At 66.8% G+C, this 19,031-nt stretch carries 20 protein-coding genes and 1 other RNA gene; 9 read left to right on the forward strand and 12 right to left on the reverse strand.

The features are described 5' to 3' along the window. The coding region (locus ABD243_RS12885; RefSeq protein ID WP_344366305.1) for an acyl-CoA dehydrogenase family protein at positions 1–1,109 on the forward strand (1,109 nt) is incomplete at its 5' end. A gap of 38 nt (positions 1,110–1,147) precedes the next feature. Beyond that, positions 1,148–1,720 (forward strand): peptide deformylase, encoded by a 573-nt coding sequence (gene def / locus ABD243_RS12890; RefSeq protein ID WP_091253763.1) that lies wholly within the window; start codon positions 1,148–1,150, stop codon positions 1,718–1,720. A gap of 133 nt (positions 1,721–1,853) precedes the next feature. Here the strand turns inward: def and ABD243_RS12895 are convergent, their stop codons facing one another. Both ABD243_RS12895 and ppk2 read right to left on the reverse strand, forming a co-directional pair. Next, the gene (locus ABD243_RS12895; RefSeq protein ID WP_344366310.1) at positions 1,854–2,558 is read right to left on the reverse strand and encodes an alpha/beta fold hydrolase; all 705 of its coding nucleotides are present in this window, start codon (positions 2,556–2,558) and stop codon (positions 1,854–1,856) included. Positions 2,559–2,643: 85 nt separating this feature from the next. Continuing rightward, positions 2,644–3,573, reverse strand: a complete 930-nt coding sequence (ppk2, locus tag ABD243_RS12900; RefSeq protein WP_344366312.1) for a polyphosphate kinase 2 — start codon at positions 3,571–3,573, stop codon at positions 2,644–2,646. A gap of 127 nt (positions 3,574–3,700) precedes the next feature. On the opposite strand from ppk2, the gene ABD243_RS12905 reads away from it, so the two are divergent. Then, positions 3,701–4,669, forward strand: a complete 969-nt coding sequence (locus tag ABD243_RS12905; protein ID WP_344366315.1) for a 1-phosphofructokinase family hexose kinase — start codon at positions 3,701–3,703, stop codon at positions 4,667–4,669. Between the two features lie 64 nt (positions 4,670–4,733). Here ABD243_RS12905 and ABD243_RS12910 read toward each other — a convergent pair whose 3' ends face one another. The 6 genes from ABD243_RS12910 to ABD243_RS12935 form a co-directional block, all read right to left on the reverse strand. Then, positions 4,734–5,087 (reverse strand): hypothetical protein, encoded by a 354-nt coding sequence (locus tag ABD243_RS12910; RefSeq protein WP_344366318.1) that lies wholly within the window; start codon positions 5,085–5,087, stop codon positions 4,734–4,736. A gap of 135 nt (positions 5,088–5,222) precedes the next feature. Then, the gene (locus ABD243_RS12915) at positions 5,223–6,020 is read right to left on the reverse strand and encodes an HNH endonuclease family protein (protein ID WP_344366321.1); all 798 of its coding nucleotides are present in this window, start codon (positions 6,018–6,020) and stop codon (positions 5,223–5,225) included. Between the two features lie 109 nt (positions 6,021–6,129). Next, positions 6,130–6,339, reverse strand: coding sequence for a hypothetical protein (locus tag ABD243_RS12920; RefSeq protein ID WP_116768644.1), 210 nt, complete (start codon positions 6,337–6,339; stop codon positions 6,130–6,132). A 95-nt stretch (positions 6,340–6,434) separates the two neighbouring features. Beyond that, the gene (locus ABD243_RS12925) at positions 6,435–7,925 is read right to left on the reverse strand and encodes a glyceraldehyde-3-phosphate dehydrogenase (RefSeq protein ID WP_344366324.1); all 1,491 of its coding nucleotides are present in this window, start codon (positions 7,923–7,925) and stop codon (positions 6,435–6,437) included. 231 nt (positions 7,926–8,156) lie between these two features. Continuing rightward, positions 8,157–9,824 carry a GMC family oxidoreductase gene (locus ABD243_RS12930; protein WP_116768646.1) on the reverse strand — a complete coding sequence of 556 codons (1,668 nt, stop codon included), beginning with the start codon at positions 9,822–9,824 and terminating at the stop codon, positions 8,157–8,159. Positions 9,825–10,055: 231 nt separating this feature from the next. After that, on the reverse strand, positions 10,056–10,829 hold the full coding sequence (locus ABD243_RS12935) for a site-specific integrase (protein WP_344366327.1): 774 nt from the start codon (positions 10,827–10,829) through the stop codon (positions 10,056–10,058). A gap of 332 nt (positions 10,830–11,161) precedes the next feature. On the opposite strand from ABD243_RS12935, the gene ABD243_RS12940 reads away from it, so the two are divergent. Next, entirely contained in the window at positions 11,162–11,413 is a 252-nt protein-coding gene (locus ABD243_RS12940) for a hypothetical protein (protein ID WP_344366329.1), read from the forward strand. A 276-nt stretch (positions 11,414–11,689) separates the two neighbouring features. On the opposite strand, the gene rnpB is transcribed toward ABD243_RS12940, so the two are convergent. Continuing rightward, positions 11,690–12,083, reverse strand: an RNA gene (gene rnpB, locus ABD243_RS12945) — RNase P RNA component class A. 111 nt (positions 12,084–12,194) lie between these two features. Between rnpB and ABD243_RS12950 the strand changes: the two genes are divergently transcribed. After that, entirely contained in the window at positions 12,195–13,136 is a 942-nt protein-coding gene (locus ABD243_RS12950) for a slipin family protein (protein WP_344366332.1), read from the forward strand. A gap of 121 nt (positions 13,137–13,257) precedes the next feature. Continuing rightward, positions 13,258–14,022, forward strand: coding sequence for a YaaA family protein (locus ABD243_RS12955; RefSeq protein WP_344366334.1), 765 nt, complete (start codon positions 13,258–13,260; stop codon positions 14,020–14,022). 48 nt (positions 14,023–14,070) lie between these two features. Here the strand turns inward: ABD243_RS12955 and ABD243_RS12960 are convergent, their stop codons facing one another. Together ABD243_RS12960 and ABD243_RS12965 are read right to left on the reverse strand one after the other, a co-directional pair. Then, positions 14,071–14,820, reverse strand: a complete 750-nt coding sequence (locus ABD243_RS12960) for a zinc ribbon domain-containing protein (RefSeq protein WP_344366337.1) — start codon at positions 14,818–14,820, stop codon at positions 14,071–14,073. A gap of 123 nt (positions 14,821–14,943) precedes the next feature. Beyond that, a complete protein-coding gene (locus ABD243_RS12965; RefSeq protein WP_116768650.1) occupies positions 14,944–15,867 on the reverse strand; it encodes a Nif3-like dinuclear metal center hexameric protein in 924 nt (307 codons plus the stop codon). Positions 15,868–15,966: 99 nt separating this feature from the next. On the opposite strand from ABD243_RS12965, the gene msrA reads away from it, so the two are divergent. The 3 genes from msrA (at position 15,967) to epsC (ending at position 18,115) form a co-directional block, all read left to right on the forward strand. After that, complete coding sequence (gene msrA / locus ABD243_RS12970; RefSeq protein WP_344366351.1) at positions 15,967–16,491, forward strand: peptide-methionine (S)-S-oxide reductase MsrA; 525 nt, start codon at positions 15,967–15,969, stop codon at positions 16,489–16,491. Positions 16,492–16,556: 65 nt separating this feature from the next. Next, the gene (gene cysK / locus ABD243_RS12975) at positions 16,557–17,492 is read left to right on the forward strand and encodes a cysteine synthase A (protein WP_344366354.1); all 936 of its coding nucleotides are present in this window, start codon (positions 16,557–16,559) and stop codon (positions 17,490–17,492) included. Between the two features lie 38 nt (positions 17,493–17,530). Beyond that, a complete protein-coding gene (gene epsC / locus ABD243_RS12980; protein WP_091253804.1) occupies positions 17,531–18,115 on the forward strand; it encodes a serine O-acetyltransferase EpsC in 585 nt (194 codons plus the stop codon). A 6-nt stretch (positions 18,116–18,121) separates the two neighbouring features. Here epsC and ABD243_RS12985 read toward each other — a convergent pair whose 3' ends face one another. After that, positions 18,122–18,955 carry an oxidoreductase gene (locus ABD243_RS12985; protein ID WP_116768653.1) on the reverse strand — a complete coding sequence of 278 codons (834 nt, stop codon included), beginning with the start codon at positions 18,953–18,955 and terminating at the stop codon, positions 18,122–18,124. Positions 18,956–19,031: the final 76 nt, after the last annotated feature.

The raw sequence follows: 19,031 nt of genomic DNA on the forward strand, positions 1-19,031 counted from the left end.
TGGCTGCCGAGTTCAATTCGCGCGCGGTGGCCCCCCACTATGCCCAGTGGGACAAGGAGCACATGATGTCCCGGGACCTGTGGTCGGCGGCCGGCGAGCAGGGACTGCTGGGCCTGGCCGTGCCGGAGGAGTTCGGCGGCATGGGCATGAACGACTACCGCTTCCGTGCGGTGCTGGACGAGGAGTTCGCCAAGAGCAACCACCTCGCCGTCGGCCTCGCGTTCCACCTGCACGACGACATGGTCCTCCCCCACCTGCTGGCCTACGGCTCCGATGACCTCAAGTCCCGCTGGCTGCCCGCCATGGTCTCCGGCGAAAAGGTCACCTCGATTGCCTGGACCGAGCCAGGCGCCGGCTCCGACCTTCGCGGCATCCGCGCCAAGGCCGTCCGCGACGGCGACGACTGGCTGATCAGCGGCCAGAAGACGTTCATCGGCAACGGCATTTCCGGCGACGCCTCCCTGGTCCTGGCCCGCACCGACGGCGGCACCGGTCGCGGCAACCACGACTCGTTCTCCCTTTTCATGGTCCAGAAGGGTGAGGGCTACAACACCGGCAAGCAGCTGGACAAAATGGGCCTGAAGGCCTCTGACACGGCGGAACTGTTCTTCGACAACGTCCGCGTCCCGCACGCCGATCTGGTGGGCGAGGTGGGCAAGGGCCTGCAGTACGCGGCCGAACAGCTCCCCCAGGGCCGCCTGGCGATCGCGGTGGCGAGCTCCGCCGTCGTGCGCGCCGTCTATGAGGCGACCGTCCGCTACACGAAGGAGCGCAACGCGTTCGGCGAGCGGATCATCGACTTCCAGAACAGCCGCTTCGAACTCGCCGACATCCTCACCGAGGTCGAGGTCACCGAAGCCTATGTGGACCAGGCCATCCTGGCCTTCAACGCCGGCGAACTCGACGCCGCAGGTGCTGCCCGCGCCAAGCTGTGGGCCTCCGAGCGCGCCAAGTCCGTCACGGACCGGTGCCTGCAGCTGCACGGCGGCTACGGCTACATCCTGGAATACCCGGTGGCCCAGGCCTACCTCGCCGCCCGGCTGCTGACGATCTTCGGCGGCACCAACGAAATCATGCGCGACGTCGTCGGCCGCACCATCGCCGGCTGATCCGCACGTCGCCACCAGCACCCGAGGAATCACCTGACATGACCGTCCTGCCCATCACGATCTGGGGCGAGCCCGTGCTGCACCGCCGGGCCGCGGAAGTCGACGTCTTCGACGACGAGCTCCGCACCCTGATCGCCGACATGTTCGAGACCAACGACGCCGCCAACGGGGTCGGGCTGGCCGCTCCCCAGGTGGGGGTCGGCAAACGGCTCTTCGTGTACAAGTACGAGAACGACGACGGCGCCCCGCCCACCGGCGTCGTGGTCAACCCGGTGCTGACCCTCTCCAAGGTCTCCGGCGCGCTGCCGGACCCGGACGAGGACGAGGAAGGCTGCCTGTCCTTCCCGGGCGGCCAGTATCCGCTCAAGCGGGCCGAATGGGCACGCGTCCAGGGCTTCGACGGCGACGGGAAGCCGGTGGAATTCGAGGCGACCGGCTGGTTTGCCCGGGTCATCCAGCACGAGTACGACCACCTCGACGGCAAGCTCTACGTCAACCGGCTGGTCGACCGCTATGCCCGCAAGGCCATGAAGCAGGCCAAACGGAGCGGCTGGGGCGTCCCCGGCCTGACCTGGATGCCGGGGGTTGACCCGGACCCGTTCGGCCACTGACGCGTCCGGCGGGCTGCCGGCCAATGCGCCTGTTCTCCCCACCTTTGACCCGGCCGCCGCCGGGAACTTCGGCGATTCGCCCGACACGCCGTCGGCACCCGGTCATAGGTGGGGAATTTCCGTCAGGCCGGTTTCAGGCGGTCCGGTCGACAGCGGCCAGGATGGCGGCGCCGAGCTCGGCGGGCCGGGTGAACTGCGGCCAATGCCCGGTGGGCAGGTCAACGTATTCGACGTCGCGGACACGGCCGAGCTCCGCCACATACGGGTGGCCCTCGGCGATCATCCGGGTCAGCAGCGAGGACGGGAATTCGCAGGCGATGATGGTGGCCGGGACCCCGTAGCGGCGTTCGTCACTTAGCTGCTGCCGGTCCTGGGCTACAGCGCGCGGCTCCGGCACGGCGCGGGCGCGGAACATGGCCCGCAGCTCATCGGTGAGGTCGGTGAGGTCTTCGTCCTCAAAGAGTTCCCACGGGGGCAGCGGAACGGCGTCGCCGTCGGCCGGGAGCTCGTCGTTGATGACCCCGCCGTCGCCCAGCGGTCCGCTGTCCACATAGATGGCGCGGGCCACCCGGTCCGGCCGGGCGTCCACCGCGCCATGAATGATGGCGCCGCCGCCCGAGTGCCCCACCAGGACCACAGGCGCGCCGAAGGCATCGATGGCTGCAACGACGGCGTCGATGTGGGTGCGCAGGCCGATGCCCGCCCGCGGCGCGTCCGCCGACTCGAGCCCGGGCAGCGTCAGCGGGTGCACCGCGTGCCCCGCCGCCACCAGCGGGGGCGTCACCTCCGCCCACGACGACGCATCCAGCCAGAATCCGGGAACCAGAATGATATCCATGCCGGTACCCTACCGCCCAGACGGATCCGCGGCACGGGCTCCACCCGGCCGGCAGCGTGTCCGGACCGGACAATGATCCGGCCGGTCAGTCGTCGACCGGGTTTTCCAGGTTGGCCGCGTGGTCCGGAACGTAGCGGAAGAGTTCCCTGGGCGGCCGGGTGTAATTGATCGCGCGGGGCCGCTCCGGCAGCGTCACCGGTTCGGTCCGCACTTCGGTGTAGTCGATGCTGGAGAGCAGGTGGGCGATCAGGTTGATCCGGGCCCGGCGTTTGTCCTCGGCTTCCACAACGTACCAGGGTGACTCCGCCGTGTCCGTCTGGACGAACATTTCGTCCTTGGCCCGCGAGTAGTCCTCCCACCGCAGGATTGCCTCCCGGTCCATCGGCGAGAGCTTCCATTGCCGCATGGGGTCATCCAGGCGGGATTTGAACCGCCGCTCCTGCTCCGCGTGGCTGATGGAGAACCAGTATTTAAGGAGCAGGATGCCGTCCTGGACCAGGAGCCGTTCAAAGACCGGGCACTGCGCCAGGAAGCGCTTGTGTTCGGCGGGGGTGCAGAAGCCCATGACGTGCTCGACGCCGGCCCGGTTGTACCAGGACCGGTCCATCAGGACAATCTCACCGGCGGCCGGCAGATGCGCTACGTACCGTTGGAAGTACCACTCCCCCCGCTGCCTCTCGGTCGGTGCCGGGAGCGCGACGATCCGGGCAAAGCGCGGATTCAGGTATTCGGTCACCCGCTTGATGGCACTTCCCTTGCCGGCGGCGTCCCGGCCCTCAAAGATCACCAGGACCCGCGCCCCGGTGCTCCGCACCCACTCCTGCAGCGCGACCAACTCCGCCTGGAGTCGCAACAATTCAGCCTCGTAGAGGCCGACGTCGAGCCGGGCGCGTTTGCGCGCCGAGCGACCGGAACCCTTTCCACGACCGTCCTTGCGACCGTCTCTGCGTCCGTTCTTGTGCCCGTCTTTGTGCCCGTCGCGCCCCTTGCCTGCGCCGCCGCTGTCATGTGCCATGTTTCCCGTTCCCGTGCTCCGGCGTGGCGGTTTACCCTGCCGCGCCCATTCTCCGCCGGGCAGCAGAACGGCGACAAGAGTCATCCAGCACGGGAACCGTGCCGGCCGGAACTCCTATGCTTGGGCCATGGAATCCCCCGCTCCGACGGCGATGCTGCCCATCCTCACGCTCACCGTGAACCCGGCCCTTGATGCCAGCACGGTCACCGACCAGGTCATTGGCGAGCACAAACTCCGCTGCCATACCGGTCGGCTGGACCCGGGCGGCGGCGGGGTCAACGTGGCGCGCGTGGTGCACCGGCTCGGAGGGCAGACCATCGCGGCCTACACGGCCGGCGGTCCGACCGGCGAAGCATACCGGCGGCTCGTCGAAGCCGAACGCATCCCCACCCTGGTGGTGCCGATCAGCGGGAGCACACGTCAGAACTTCACGGTCGATGAGACGAGGACCGGCAAGCAGTTCCGTTTTGTCCTTGAGGGGCCCGAGCTCAGCGAGCCGGAGTGGCGGGGGTGCCTGGCTGTGGTCGCGGAATGCGTCCCGGCGGGCGGCTACGTGGTGGCGAGCGGAAGCCTGCCGAAGGGCGTCCCGGACGACTTCTATGCCCGGGTGGCCCGCCTGGCGAACGAGCGCGGGGCTCGCTGCATCGTGGACGCCTCCGGAGCGCCCCTCGCTGCGGCGCTGACGGAGGGGGTCTTCCTGGTCAAGCCGAGCCGGCGGGAACTCGGCGCACACTTCGGCAGGACGCTGGACAGCGAGGAGAGCCAGGTTGAGGCCGCGTCCTCGCTCGTGGCGGACGGGTCATCTCAGCACGTCGCCCTGACCCTCGGTGGTGAAGGAGCGGTGCTTGCGTCACAGACCGGCGTCCTCCGCCTAGCGGTCCCGCACGTGCAGGTTCGCAGCACGGTCGGAGCGGGCGACAGTTTTCTGGCCGCCTTCGTGCTCCGGATGGCACAGGGCCGCAGCCTTCAGGACGCGTTCCGGGCCGCGGTCGCGGCAGGAACCGCCACCGTGACGACGACGGCCACGGAGCTGTGCAGCCGGGCCGACGTCGAACGTCTCGAGGCAGAACTCGCCGCCCAGGCACTCGAGCCGTAGCCGGCAGCCACTGAGACAGTCCCGACGGCACGGAGCTGATGACACTGAGTAGGGGCCTGAAGCGTCAGAGGAGGGGTGTCTGGCTGGCGGCTTCTATCGCCAGGGGAAAGAGCATGATCAGCAGGATTGAATAGAGCACGGTGGCCACGCCCACGGCGGCTGAGTCCTCGCGGCCCCAGAGCAGGTCGGTCCACAGGACCACTGCGATCACTGCAACCATGACCGTGACAAACCAGCCGACGGAGTTCAGGGCGTGATATTCATTTGTCGTGCCCAGGTTCACGCCCAGGACAATGCCAAACCAGCCGATGCCGACTATCAGGACCGGTCCTAACACTGCCAGTAGCAGCGCCAGCCTGCCGAAGCCCGTGTCCGGAAGCCCCATCCGTCCAAACGCCAGTCTCTTGGTCGCGTTCATCCGTGTACCTCTCCCCCGCATTGAGCGCCGCGCTGCTGCGCCGGATTGCCAGCACACCGCGGCCGTGTCCGGGCGGCCAGAGGACAACGTCCCGGGCATGGCAGTAACGGGCACGGCAATAGGGACACGATGCGGTCAACGAGGAACGATGGTCTGCTGCTGCGGACAGGATCCGAGGATTCGCTTCATCGCCTCCTTCTCTGCGGGCGTGACCCACAGCCGGTAGGCCGCCTTGACGGAAATCTGGCGGGCAACGTAGTGGCAGCGGAACGCCTTGTTCGGCGGCAGCCAGGTGGCGGCGTCGGAGGCACTCTTGTCTTGGTTGGCCGGACCGTCAACGGCGATCAGGTTGAGGGGATCGTTGGCCAGGTGTTCGCGCTGCTGCGCGGTGAGCTGCTGGGCCCCCTTTTGCCAGGCGTCGCCGAGCGCCACGACGTGGTCGATCTGCACGGCTGCGCTGGTCTCGGCGCCCCGCCGGAACGCGATCACGTGGCCTGTATACGGTTCCCGGAGGGTGCCGCCGGAGACCTGGCACCCTGAGCCGTTCACGAATTCAGCCGCCTCAAGGTCCCGGCGGAGGATGTCGTTGCGGGTATCGCAGCCGTTGCGGTCGACGTCGAGCCAGGCCTGGCCGAACGCACTGCGGTCATAGGTATCCTTGGCCGACCGGCCTTTGACCGCGAGTGTGTCCAGCACGGCGGCGGCGCTTCCGGCCGGGACGGCCCGGACGGACTCCACGGGCTTCATCCACCCGCCCGCAAGCACGGGGGTCTCGCTTGGACCCGCGGTCTGCGGTTCCGCGAGGGAAAACTGGCCGGCCAGGAAGAACCAGGCCAGGCCGCCGAAGACGGTCAGGGCCGCTGCGGCCAGGAGAAGCCAGGCCTGGCGGGAGCGGCGCCGGGCGCGGCGGAACTCCGTCCAGGTGACGGTCATGAGGTTAGCCGCGGGCGGCGATCTGGTTGCACGCCCTGAGCCTAAACCGGCGCTCTGACATCATGGACTTTGTCCACAGTGTTGAGGACCGGTGGCCGGGCAGCCGGGGTTATTGGTCCCGCGTGACCCGTTTCAGGTCTTCGTTGGCCAGGTCCAGCAGTGACTGGAGCTGGTTCACCCGGTCGTCGTTGACTTCACCGGTTTGGCGTTTGGCGACGGCGTCGTCCAGGAGCCGCTTCGCTTCCTTCGCGTTGCTCCGCGCGACGTCCAGCGCGTGTTCCAGGGTGGTCTCGTGCTCAATAGCCGCGTTCTGTTCCATGGCTCCATTGTGGTTCCCTTTCCCGGCCGATTCCAGTACATCGGCCGGGAAAGGACGAACGAGTCCCGGTCAGGGACGAAGGTTCGGCCAGCCGGTTAGACCTCGACGGGGAGCCCGGCGGCCTCGAGGATGGCGGACGCGTCCTTGGCGGGGAACGACGGCGGGTTGACGCCGGCCATTTCCTCCATGACGCGGACCACCTGGCAGGAGTAGCCGAACTCGTTGTCGTACCAGACGTAGAGCACCAGGTTCTTGTCGTTGGAGATGGTGGCCAGGCCGTCGACGATGCCTGCGCGGCGCGAGCCGACGAAGTCCGTGGAGACCACCTCGGGCGAATCGATGTAGTCGACCTGCTTGCGCAGCTCCGAGTGCAGCGACATTTCCCGCAGGTAGTCGTTGACCTCGTCCTTGGTGGTGCCGTTCTCCAGGCTCAGGTTCAGGATGGCCAGGGACACGTCGGGGGTGGGGACCCGGATGGAACTGCCGGTGAGCTTGCCGAGGAGTTCCGGCAGGGCCTTTGCCACGGCTTTGGCGGCACCGGTCTCGGTGATCACCATATTCAGCGCGGCGGAGCGGCCGCGCCGGTCACCCTTGTGGAAGTTGTCGATCAGGTTCTGGTCGTTGGTGAAGGAGTGGACGGTTTCGACGTGGCCGTGCACCACGCCGTAGCGGTCGTTGATCGCCTTCAGGACAGGGGTGATGGCGTTGGTGGTGCAGGAGGCCGCGGAGACGATCTTGTCCGAGTCTGTGATCGTGCCGTGGTTGATGCCGTGCACGATGTTCTTCAGCTCGCCCTTGCCCGGAGCGGTCAGCAGGACCCGGGAGACGCCGGTGCTCTGCAGGTGCTGGGACAGGCCCTCGGCGTCGCGCCAGCGGCCCGTGTTGTCCACCACCAAGGCATCGTGAATGCCGTAGGCGGCGTAGTCGACCGTGGCCGGGTTGTCCGAGTAGATGACCTGGATCTGGACACCGTTGGCAGTGATCGTGTCGTTTTCGAGGTCCACCTTGATGGTGCCTTCGAAGGAGCCGTGGACCGAGTCGCGGCGCAGCAGGCTGGCGCGCTTGGCGAGGTCGTTGTCCGAGCCGCGGCGCACCACGATGGCGCGCAGGCGCAGGCCGTGGCCGCCGCCGGCCTTTTCGATCAGGAGGCGGGCCAGGAGCCGGCCGATGCGGCCGAAGCCGTAGAGGACGACGTCGGTGCTGGTGCGGTCGTCGCCGCCGCGCTTGCCGACGATCTCGGCGAGTTCCTCGCGCAGGAAATCGTCCAGGCTGGCGCCGTTGCCCTCGGCACGGTACTTCTCGGTGAGGCGGGCAATATCGATCGCCGCAGCGCCGAGCTCCAGCTTGGTCAGGGCCTCCAGGAGCGGGGCCGTTTCCTCGAGGCGCAGTTCTTCCTTGCTCATCCGGCGGGCGAAACGGTGTGCCTTGAGGATATTCATGGTGGACTTGTTGATCAGGCTGCGTCCGTGGATCGAGGTCACCACGTTGTTCTCGCGGTACAGCCGGCCGATCACCGGGATCATGGCCTCGGCGAGTGCCTCACGGCCCATCCACGTATCAAGACAAGAATCTGACGTCTGGCTCACAGAACTACCTTCCTAGAATCCACCCCATACGTCCTCGTACGGGGAAGTCGGCCGCCGGAGGGTGTCCGGTACCTCGGCGTCGCCGGGGATTCGGTCCACCCCGGGCGCCTCACTGAACGCAAAGAAAATCCGCCGGCTGCGAACGCAGACCCGGCGGCGGAACTTCTACGTTCATCATCAATTCTACGGGCGGCCCGGCGCCCTCCGGTGCCCGGTTACGCGTGAAATGACTCACACACCATCCGGGGCCCTGGACGAGCCGGCGAAACCACTCACGCCCGGCGTCAGCCTGCCCGCGTCCTCGAGGATCATGTCGGCGGCTTTTTCCGCGATCATGATGGTGGGCGCCTGCGTGTTGGCACTGATCAGGCGGGGCATGATCGAGGAGTCCACCACCCGCAGTCCCTCCAGTCCGTGGACCGTAAGCCGGGGGGAGACGACGGACTCATCGGTGGTGCCCATGGAACACGTGCCCACCGGGTGGTACGAGGTCCGTCCGTAGGATCGCACGAAGTTCACGTACTCGTCGCGGGATTCCACCCTTGAGCCGTCGCCGATGTGCTCTCTCTTGACGAAGGCTGCCATAGATGACTGCTCCATGATCTGGCGGCTCTGCTGCACGCCGGCGATCGTCATCTCGAGATCGTAGTCATCCGCGAGGAAATTCGGATCGATGAGCGGTATCTGTGCGGGGTCTGCGGACGCGACCCGGACTGTTCCCCGGCTGAGGGGGCGCAGGAAATAGGAGTTCAGCGTCATGCCAAACCCGGGCTGCAGCGACGCTATGCCCGGCTCCGGCCTCGCCGCGGGCAGGAAGTGGAACTGCAGGTCCGGGGTCTTCTCGTACTTGTTGGCATAGCTGAAGCCGCCGGCCTCCACAAGGTTGGACGCGAACGGTCCCGTCCGGAAGGCCAGGTACTCGAGGCCGGCCAGGACCGTCGCCGGGCGCACGCGATTGAACCGGTCCAGACTGTGGTCGTCGGTGAGTTCATAGATGATGTCCAGGTCCAGATGGTCCTGCAGGTTCTTCCCGACACCGGGCAGAGCATGGAGAACGTCGATGCCGGCGGCTGCAAGGTCTGCCGGGTCGCCAATGCCTGAGAGCTGCAGCAACTTAGGAGATCCAAAAGCGCCGCTGGCGACTATGACCTCGCGCCGTGCGCTGTAGGTTCGTGCCACTCCATCTTCGACCGCCTGGACGCCGACGGCGCGGCCGTTCTTGATGACCACTTTTGATACCGACACATTAACGCGAACCGTGAGGTTGCGCCGCTTGCGCGCGGGTTTCAGGTAGGCGACGGAGGCGCTGCACCGACGGCCGTTCCTGGTGGTGGTCTGGTAGAAACCGACGCCGTACTGTTCCGCGCCGTTGAAATCGTTGTTGTAGGGTAGGCCGAACTCCCGGCCAGCCTGCACGAATGCCGCCGAGAGCGTGTGCGGACGCCGGGGGTCCGAGACACTAAGGGGCCCTTGGGTTCCGTGGTGGGGTCCTGAGAGTCGTGAGTTTGACTCCGAGCGGACGAAATACTTGGACACCTCAGCGGCGGTCCAGCCCTCGCATCCGTAGTCCGCGACCCATCCGTCATAGTCCTCGTCCACGCCCCGCGTGAAGACCTGGGAGTTGATGGAGCCGCCGCCGCCGAGCCCGCGGCCTTGCGGGAGCGGGATGCTGCGGCCGTTGCTGTGCTCTTGCGGAATGCTGTTGTATGCCCACTGGTACGGGCCTCCCTTGAGTCTGGGAAAGCCGGCGGGCACGTGGATGAACGGGTGGCGGTCGGATCTGCCCGCCTCGAGCAGCAGCACGCGAATTGAGGGGTCTTCACTCAGCCTGCCGGCCAGGACGCTGCCACCGGTACCGCCGCCGGCGATCACGTAGTCATATGCTAGGTCGTCCGGCACAATGACTCCTCAACCATCACCGACTGCACCATCATTTGAAGCGTTCATTGCAGTGTCGGGGGCCGCCCGGACGAAGTCAAGGGTGCCTCAAGGTTTTCCCAAGGTTGCACCCATGCAATAGCTCCCTGGGCCTGCAGCCCATGACGGCCGATTGCCGCTCCGAACGCGGGATCCCGGCGGTGTGAGTGGATGAGTTGACCGATACGCCGGGTTCTGACTGAATCGGCTCCATCATTGGGATGTGGGTTCGGTCAGGGGCAAATCAGGGGCATCGAGCCTCACTAGATCGTCCGTGAGGGCCGCCGCCTTGGTGTCATCGTCCGGCCACAGGTGGGCATACGTCTTGAGAGTTTCGGTGGCGTCCTTGTGCCCCAGCCGGTGGGCCACGGCCACAGGGGACATGCCCCCGGCGATCAGCTGCGAGGCGTGATGATGCCGCAGCTCGTGCCAGCCCGTCCCGGCCCCGGGGACAATGTCGCGGATGTGCCTCCAGGCCTCCCCCGCCGTGTGCCTGGTGATGGCCCGGCCAGCCGAATGGAAGACGATGCCTCCGACGCCTTGCGGCCCCTCCCGCAGACCCTTCAGGACTTGCACTGAGTGATCGCCGATGTGGATGCGCCGGCGGCTGGCCTTCGTCTTGGGCGGGCCCCAAGATGGATCGCTCGAGTTGTTCCCGATGAGTTGCCGGTCGATGCTGATCATTGAGCTGTCGAAGTCGACCCGGTCCCACGTGAGGCCGCGCAACTCGGATGAGCGCAGGCCGGTCGCGGCGCAGAAGACCACCATCGGCCGGTATGGTTTCCAGGTCTCCCCTGCGAGGCGCCGCACAACGTCGGTGCGGAGCGGAACGAGCGCTTCAGGCTCGATCTTCGGCAGCCGGATCGACAGGCATGGCGTCTTCTGCACCTTGCCATCGAGAACCGCCGCCTTGAACATGGCCGCCAAGTACCAGTAGGTCACCTTGACCGTGGATGGCGCCAGGGACTCAGCCCAGTCCCCCGCCACGGCTTGGGGCGACAGGCTTCCGGGGTTCCTGCCCGCCTAGGCCGGGCACCCTTGATGCCAGTGTTGCCCGTGTGGTTATACTCATGCTTGGGGGCGCCTTAGCCGGTGTATGTCGGAAGCGTTCAGCAGTCACAAGATATCTGCCAACGAACCGACAGGAGGTACGGGGAGCCGTGCCAGCATTGAAACGATCGATCTTCCGCAAAGCGGCGGCCACTGCCGCCCTTTCCGTTGCCCTGGGAGCCGGAGCGCTCACCGTTGCGGCCCCTGCCAGCGCCAACGGAGGCACTCCCGCCTCATGTGCCGAAACTGCCGCGCCTTGCACAGCCGGCGTGTCCACCGTCTACGTCACTCCAGGAACAATCCTGGGGGCGAACACGTATGGCTGGCCCAAGGGCACCAAGCTGGAATACCGCTGGTTCTTGAATGGCGAAATCTTTGCGGGCGGCTGGAATGCAACCACTAAGGTCTGGGGGCCGCCGGCCGTGGACAGCAAAGGCGACAAGTACGTCGTGCGCGTCAAGGGCACGTTGGCGGGCAAGGTCAGCTATCGGTTCAGCAGGACGTACGTCGTCCGCTACTAACCACGGCGCACAGAAAACCCTCGTCAGTCATCACGACTGACGAGGGTTTTCTTCCATGAGGCATAGTGCCCTGAGCCGCAGGGAATCCATGGACTCGTTAGCCCCATCCAGTGGGGAACCGGCCCCCGGATACCTGCCCGCCTAGGGGCAAATCAGGGGCAAACAGCCCGGCCGGACCCCATCAAATTCAATCAAATCGGCCCGAACCAAGCAGGGCTCAAAGGCCGCCATTTAGGCAAAATTCCCCGAAATCCCGCGGGAAACCGGTCCAGTGAGTGGATGGGTTGACCGATACGCCGGGTTCTGTGTTCCCGCGCTGTTGCCGGCGCGGGAGTAGCGGCCATCCATCTACGGACGCCGTTGCCGACGCCCTCCAGCGGCCTACCCGGACACTCGGGCGAGCAGCCCTCAATCGTGCCCTGTCTGGCCTTGCTCCGGGTGGGGTTTACCTAGCCTTCCCGGTCACCCGGGAAGCTGGTGGTCTCTTACACCACCGTTTCACCCTTACCTGCCGTGCGGCCTGTGCAAGCACACGCCGCACGCAGGCGGTCTGTTCTCTGTGGCACTGGCCTGCGGGTTACCCCGAGTGGGCGTTACCCACCACCCTGCTCTGCGGAGCCCGGACGTTCCTCGAGCCACTTGCGTGACGCGCGGCCGCCTGGTCAACCCATCCGCAGTTCATTCTACGGTCTCGCTCGGCGGTGCCGCCCCACCGGAGCCTTTTGGGGCGCACGGTGGGAGAATTGGACCAGGATTCCTGCTAGCCAAGGAAGCGATTTCGATGAACTGGACCGCCATCTTCAGCTGGTTGCTCGCGCTCGTCCTGGTGCTTATTGTCGCCAGGATGTCGATCAAGATTGTGCGCCAGTACGAACAGGGCGTCCTCTTCCGGCTGGGGCGCGTGGTCGCGGTCCGGATGCCCGGCCTGCGGTTGATCATCCCGGTAGTGGACCGGCTTCAGCTGGTGAGCCTGCGGATCGTGACAATGCCGATCCAGTCGCAGGGCATCATCACCCAGGACAACGTCAGTGTGGACATTTCGGCCGTGGCCTATTTCCGGGTGATCGACGCCGTGAAGTCCGTCGTGGCGATCGAGGACGTCGGGGCGGCCATCAACCAGATCGCCCAGACCACCCTGCGGAAGGTGGTCGGCCGCCACAGCCTGGACCAGACGCTGTCCGAGACCGAGCGCATCAACACCGATATCCGGGAAATCCTGGACGCCCTGACCCTGGCATGGGGCGTCGAAGTGACCCTCGTGGAGCTCAAGGATATCCAGCTCCCGGACAGCATGAAGCGGGCCATGGCGCGTCAGGCCGAGGCAGAGCGGGAGAAGCGGGCCAAGATCATCTCGGCCGAAGGTGAGTCGATCGCGGCCGTGGCCCTCGGCGAGGCGTCCGACACGATGATGGCCCATCCCGTGGCCCTGCAGCTGCGGAATCTGCAGTCGCTCGTGGAGATCGGGGTGGACAAGAACTCCACCGTGGTCTTCCCGGCTCCCCTGATGAGCACCATCGCCGAGCTGGGCGCCTTCCTGGCACGCGAGGACCTCGCGGCCAGGACAGGGACCGGGAGTGCGGCAGCGTGGCTGGCGGGCAACCCGGCAGCGGCACCGGGCGCGGCACCCCCGGAGTCACCGGCACCGGTACCCGCGGAGCCGCCGGCACCGGTACCCGCGGAGCCGCCGGCAGCGTCCCCGGAGTCGCCGATCAAGGCCGCGTAGTTGCCATACCGGCGTCCACCGCCTCGGCAACCGTCCCCTCGGAGCCCTCCGCGCCGGCGGGCCGCCGGTCGGGTCCGGCGAGCTGACATCCCGGGCAGGTGCCCGCCGGTAAGATCGTACGGTGCTAATTCTGCTGCCGCCCTCGGAGGGCAAGACTCCCGCGACGGGCGGGGACGCCGCCGACTGGAACACCCTGAGCTTTCCCGTCCTCAACGGCGCCCGGGCCAAGGTCCTCGACGCCCTCGGCACCGTCAGCGCCCACGAGGACGCCCTGGCCCTGCTGGGCGTCGGCGCATCGCTGAGTGCCGACGTAGAACGCAACACGCGCTTGCACGCAGAACCGGCCGCCCCGGCTCACCAGGTGTATTCCGGGGTGCTCTATGACGCCTTGGGCTATGACTCCCTGACCCCGGCGCAGCGGAAGAAGGCCGACGCATCAGTCCTGGTGGTTTCGGCGCTATGGGGTGCCATCCGCTTCGCGGACCGTGTGCCGGCCTACCGGCTGTCGATGGGAACCTCGTTGCCCGACGTCGGACGGCTCGCCTCGTTCTGGAAGCCGCAACTGGGCGATGCCCTGGCGGCGGCCACCGCCGGTGAGCTGCTGGTGGACTGCCGGTCCAGCACCTACGCCGCGGCCTGGACTCCCCCGCCGGAACAGACGGTCGCTGTCAATGTCTTCACCGAGAACGCCGGTGTGCGCAAGGTGGTCAGCCACTTCGCCAAGCACACCCGGGGCGAGCTGGCCCGGCATCTGCTCACCCGCAGGGGCAACGCCCCCCGGACGCCCGCCCAGCTCCAGAAGGCGGCGTCCGAGAAGTGGGTTGCGGAACTCGTCGAGGGCACGGCCCGGAAGCCGCACACCCTGAACATCATCCTGCCCAACTAGATCGCCGTTGTGGCCGTTTTGAGCGCTCAAAACGGCCTGAGCTGCGAGTTAGTTGGGGGGTCCGGCCCACTCGGCCGAACGGACCAGGATGCAGCCGGAGTCCGGGCAAAAGACGATGTCGTCCTCGGCGGCGGCTTTGATCTCGGCGAGGTCGCCGGGGCTAAGCTGCATGCCGGAGCCTTCGGAGGTGCCGTGGAACAGACGCGCCGCACCCACTCCGCGCTTGGCCAGGGTCTTCTCGTAGATCGCGAGCATTCCCGCGTCGAGTCCGGCGGCGAACTCGGCACGCTTGCCGCGCACCACGGTGGCTTCGGCGTCGATCTCGGCCAGCTGCTCGTCGAGTTCGGCGCGGATGGAGCCGAAGGAGCCCTGAATGTCGTCGACGATCTGTTGCTGCGCGGCCTGGCGGGCGCGGAGCGAGTCGAGGCGTTCGAGGACTTCGAGCTCGACGTCCTCCAGGTCGGAGCGGCGCTTGTTGAGGGATACCAGGTCCCGCTGCAGGGCGACAAGGTCCTTGGACAGGCCAGTGCCGCTGTTGAGTTTGGCCTCATCGCGTTCGATCCGCGAGGCCACCTGCTCTACGTCCGCCTCGGCGCGCTTGAGTTCCAGTTCAGCATCGTGGACTGCCACCTTGGCGGCACCAAGTTCGCCGTTGGCGATGCCGAGGGCTGATTCCAGGTCGGTGATCCGGGAGTCGCTTTCAAGGCTTCGGCGGCGGTTGGACAGGGATTTGAGCTTGGCGTCCAGTCCCTGCAATTCGAGCAACTTCAACTGTTCCGCCGGTGCTGCCTTGGCCACTATTACCTCCGCTTGTTCCCTTCCGGCCGGAGCCGGGCACCGTACCGGCGCTCCTAAGACTCTAGCGCCTAGCGTGCTCCCCGGCCTCGCTACGCTCACCCGGGGACCCCTCGCACGCCAGGCTTAGCCCGGAGTCAGAATGAAGTCCCAGGGGTCGCTGTTGGTGGTGCTGACGCGGATCTCGACGTCGTGCCCCTGATCGGCGAGCACATTGCCCAGCGCTTCGGCGGCTGCAGGCAGCCACAGCCACTCGCTGGCAAAGTGTGACACGTCGATCAGGTAGGGCCGGTCGTTGACCGCCGCCTCCCGGGCTTCCGAGGCCGGGTGGTGGCGCAGATCCGCCGTCAGGTAGACATCGGCGTTGCTGGCCCGGACCTCGCCGAAGAGGGAATCGCCGGCGCCGCCGCAGACAGCAACCCGCCGGACCAGCCCGTCCCGGTCCCCGGAGACGCGCACGCCGCCGGCCACCGAGGGAAGGATGCCGAACACGCGGGCCGCGAAGTCACCCAGGGTCAGGACCTCTTCAAGATCGCCGACCCGGCCGATCCCTTCCTCGGGCAGCCCGTTCGCGGCCGGGGTCAGCGGGGCCACGTTCTGCAGGCCCAGCGCATCGGCCAGGACGTCGGAGACGCCCCCGACGGCGGAGTCACCGTTGGTGTGCACGGTCATCAGCGCGGTTCCGGACTCGATGAGGCGGTGGACGGCTTTGCCCTTCGCGGTGTTCGCGGCGACGCTCGTGACGCCTTTGAGCAGCAGCGGATGGTGGGTGATGAGCAGCTCGGCGCCGAATTCGATGGCTTCCTCGATCACCTCGGTGGTGGGGTCGACGGCGAAGAGGACCCTGTGCACCTCGGCGTTCGGGTGGCCCGCCACGAGGCCCACCTCGTCCCAGTCCTCGGCCAGCGATTCGGGCCAGAGCTCCTCCACCGCCAGCTGGATCGCGCCCAGCGTCGCCGTGCCGGGGGCCTCCCCGGTGCCGGTAGCGCCGTCGACGGCGACAGCAACGCCGTCGGACTCAGCTGAAACATCGGTGTTCACAGGTTCCATACCCCCATTTTTACCCTATCCGCGCCCGGCCCCGTCACCTGTAACACTCTCGTAAGGTGGCTGGGGAATCATCGGGGGCGCCGAACCATTGAAGAGATCATGAGAACTTTTGTCCTCGGCGGAGGCTGCTTTTGGTGCCTCGACGCCGTCTACCAGAAAACCAAGGGCGTCAGCTCGGTCGTTTCGGGCTACACCGGAGGCCATGACCGCAACCCCGACTACTACTCCGTATGCTCCGGAACCACCGGCCACGCTGAGGTGGTGGCAGTGACGTTCGACGAGGACGTCATCCCCGCCGACGTCATCCTGGACATGTTCTTCGCCCTCCACGACCCCACCACGCTGAACCGGCAGGGCTATGACGTCGGTACGCAGTACCGGTCCTCGATGTTCTACGAGACCACCGAAGAAAAGATCCTGTTCGAGGAGGCCATCGAACGCAACCAGGCCCTGTGGCGGCATCCGATCGTCACCGAGGTCAGCCGGCTGCCGAAGTTCCATGTGGCCGAGGATTTCCATCAGGACTACTTCGCCAAGTACCCCGAGCAGGGCTACTGCCAGGTGATCATCAATCCGAAGCTGGCCAAGGCGAGGAAATATTACTCTGCATGGCTTAATGCTTAGCTTGGGTCTGCACGCGCTCGTTAGGCTGACCTCAGTTATCCCTCTTCAAAGACAGGCATACATACATGGCACCGATCTATGACGATGTAACCCAACTGGTGGGCGGAACTCCGCTGGTCCGGCTGAACCGGCTGACCGAAGGCCTTGACGCCACCGTGGCAGTCAAGCTGGAGTTCTACAACCCGGCCAACAGCGTCAAGGACCGGATCGGCGTCGCCATCGTCGATGCTGCGGAGAAGTCCGGGGCCCTCAAGCCCGGCGGTACGATCGTCGAAGGCACGTCCGGCAACACCGGAATCGCCCTGGCCATGGTGGGCGCGGCCCGCGGCTACAAGGTCATCCTGACCATGCCGGAAACCATGTCCACGGAACGCCGGGTCATGCTGCGCGCGTACGGCGCCGAGATTGTCCTGACCCCCGGTTCCGAGGGCATGCGCGGGGCCGTGGAGAAGGCCCAGGAGATCGTGGCCAACACGGAGAACTCCATCTGGGCCCAGCAGTTCGCCAACGAGGCCAACCCGGAGGTCCACCGCCGCACCACGGCCGAGGAAATCTGGGCGGACACCGACGGCAAGGTCGACATCTTCGTCGCCGGCGTCGGCACCGGCGGCACCGTCACCGGCGTCGGGCAGGTCCTGAAGGAGCGCAAGCCGGACGTCCAGATCATCGCCGTCGAGCCCAAGGACTCCCCCATCCTCAACGGCGGCGCCCCGGGCCCGCACAAGATCCAGGGCCTCGGCGCGAACTTCATCCCCGATATCCTCGACACCAACGTCTACGACGAGGTCATCGACGCCACGCTGGAGGATTCCGTCCGCGTAGCGCGCGATCTCGGCATCAAGGAAGGCATCCTGGGCGGCATCTCCTCCGGCGCCATCGTCTGGGCGGCCCTGGAACTCGCCAAGCGCCCGGAGAACGCCGGTAAACTCATTGTTGCCATCGTCTGTGACTTCGGTGAGCGTTACATCTCCACTGTGCTGTACGACGACATCCGCGGCTAAGCCCGGCCGCTGCCCCACGATTCCCCAGAAAGGTCTTTGTGAGCTTCTTCGCAAGACTGAAGGAAGACCTCGACGCCGCCCGGTCCCACGACCCGGCGGCTCGGGGTTCTTTTGAGAACTTCTTCGCCTACTCCGGCCTGCACGCGATCTGGTTCCACCGCCTGACGCACCGGCTGTGGCAAAACCCGGCGCTGCGGTTCCCGGCCCGGCTCATCTCCCAGCTGGCCAGGTTCCTCACCGGCATCGAGATCCATCCGGGAGCCACCATCGGCCGGCGCTTCTTCATTGACCACGGCATGGGCGTGGTCATCGGCGAGACCGCCGAGATCGGCGAGGACGTCATGATCTACCACGGCGTGACGCTCGGCGGCCGCTCGCTCGCGAAGATCAAGCGCCACCCCACCATCGAGGACCGGGTCGTGATCGGTGCCGGCGCCAAGGTCCTGGGACCCATCACGATCGGCCGCGACAGCGCCATCGGAGCCAATGCCGTGGTGGTCAAAGACGCCCCGGCCGAATCCATCGTCACCGGCGTGCCCGCCACCTGGCGCCACCGCGACGCCCAGCGCGAGACCAAACCCGCCGTCGACCCGGCCGAGTACCTGATCGAATACCGCATCTAGGCACCCTTACCCGGGGAACCGCTTGTAGATGTTCCAGAGGACGGCGTCGAACGCACGGTCCGGCAGCAGGTGGCGCAGCAGCAGGATCCCCCGGGCGCTGGCGCCCACGGGATACCGCGTCTTGGGCCGGCGGGCGGTGGCCGCGTGCAGGATTGCCTCCGCGACGAGCTCCGGCCGGGTCGAGCTGGCGGGGTTGTCCGTAGTGCCCAGTGCGGCCGCCACGACCCTGGCCTGGGCCGCATAGGGGCCGCTCCCGGAACTGGCCAACAGGCCCTGCGCCGCAATGGCGCCCCATTCCGACTGCGTCCCGGCGGGCTCGATGATCGCCACGTCAATGCCGTGCGGCTTGAGCTCGAGCCGCAGCGAATCACTCAGGCCCTCCACGGCAAACTTCGTCGCGTGGTACCAGGCGCCGAGCGGTTCGTACATCTTTCCCCCGATGGAGGAGATGTTGATGATCCTGCCCGCACGCGCTGCCCGCATGGCCGGGATCACGAGCTGCGTCATGCGCGCCAGGCCGAAGACGTTCACATCGAACTGCCGCCGCCCCTCAGCGAGCTCCACCTCCTCGAGCGAGCCGTACGTCCCGTAGCCGGCGTTGTTGACGAGGACATCGATGCGCCCGTGCGCGGCCAGCACTTCCCCGACGGCGGCGCTCATCGAGTCCTCGTCCGTCACGTCCAGGGCCACCACGTTGACGCCGGAGGCCTTCAGCGGCTCCATTTTCTCCACCCTGCGGGCCCCGGCATAGACCGTGAAGCCGGCCGCGGCGAGCTTCCTCGCGGTTTCAAAGCCGATCCCGGTGGATGCACCGGTGACGAACGCTACGGGCTGGGACATGGGCTGAACTCCTTGGCAGGTGTCGCCGGAAACACGGACGGCCGGCGCCTCCCAGAGTATCTGGAAAGGCGCCGGC

Source organism: Arthrobacter humicola, from assembly GCF_039531445.1.
Taxonomy (GTDB): Bacteria; Actinomycetota; Actinomycetes; order Actinomycetales; family Micrococcaceae; genus Arthrobacter; species Arthrobacter humicola.

What these genes read in the sequence shown, in the direction of transcription:
- msrA (WP_344366351.1), top strand. Translation starts at nt 15,967, where the DNA reads ATGAGAACTTTTGTCCTCGGCGGAGGCTGCTTTTGGTGCCTCGACGCC.
- ppk2 (WP_344366312.1), bottom strand. Translation starts at nt 3,573, where the DNA reads ATGGCACATGACAGCGGCGGCGCAGGCAAGGGGCGCGACGGGCACAAA.
- ABD243_RS12895 (WP_344366310.1), bottom strand. Translation starts at nt 2,558, where the DNA reads ATGGATATCATTCTGGTTCCCGGATTCTGGCTGGATGCGTCGTCGTGG.
- ABD243_RS12950 (WP_344366332.1), top strand. Translation starts at nt 12,195, where the DNA reads ATGAACTGGACCGCCATCTTCAGCTGGTTGCTCGCGCTCGTCCTGGTG.
- cysK (WP_344366354.1), top strand. Translation starts at nt 16,557, where the DNA reads ATGGCACCGATCTATGACGATGTAACCCAACTGGTGGGCGGAACTCCG.
- ABD243_RS12985 (WP_116768653.1), bottom strand. Translation starts at nt 18,955, where the DNA reads ATGTCCCAGCCCGTAGCGTTCGTCACCGGTGCATCCACCGGGATCGGC.
- ABD243_RS12915 (WP_344366321.1), bottom strand. Translation starts at nt 6,020, where the DNA reads ATGACCGTCACCTGGACGGAGTTCCGCCGCGCCCGGCGCCGCTCCCGC.
- ABD243_RS12965 (WP_116768650.1), bottom strand. Translation starts at nt 15,867, where the DNA reads ATGGAACCTGTGAACACCGATGTTTCAGCTGAGTCCGACGGCGTTGCT.
- ABD243_RS12920 (WP_116768644.1), bottom strand. Translation starts at nt 6,339, where the DNA reads ATGGAACAGAACGCGGCTATTGAGCACGAGACCACCCTGGAACACGCG.
- ABD243_RS12905 (WP_344366315.1), top strand. Translation starts at nt 3,701, where the DNA reads ATGGAATCCCCCGCTCCGACGGCGATGCTGCCCATCCTCACGCTCACC.
- ABD243_RS12910 (WP_344366318.1), bottom strand. Translation starts at nt 5,087, where the DNA reads ATGAACGCGACCAAGAGACTGGCGTTTGGACGGATGGGGCTTCCGGAC.
- def (WP_091253763.1), top strand. Translation starts at nt 1,148, where the DNA reads ATGACCGTCCTGCCCATCACGATCTGGGGCGAGCCCGTGCTGCACCGC.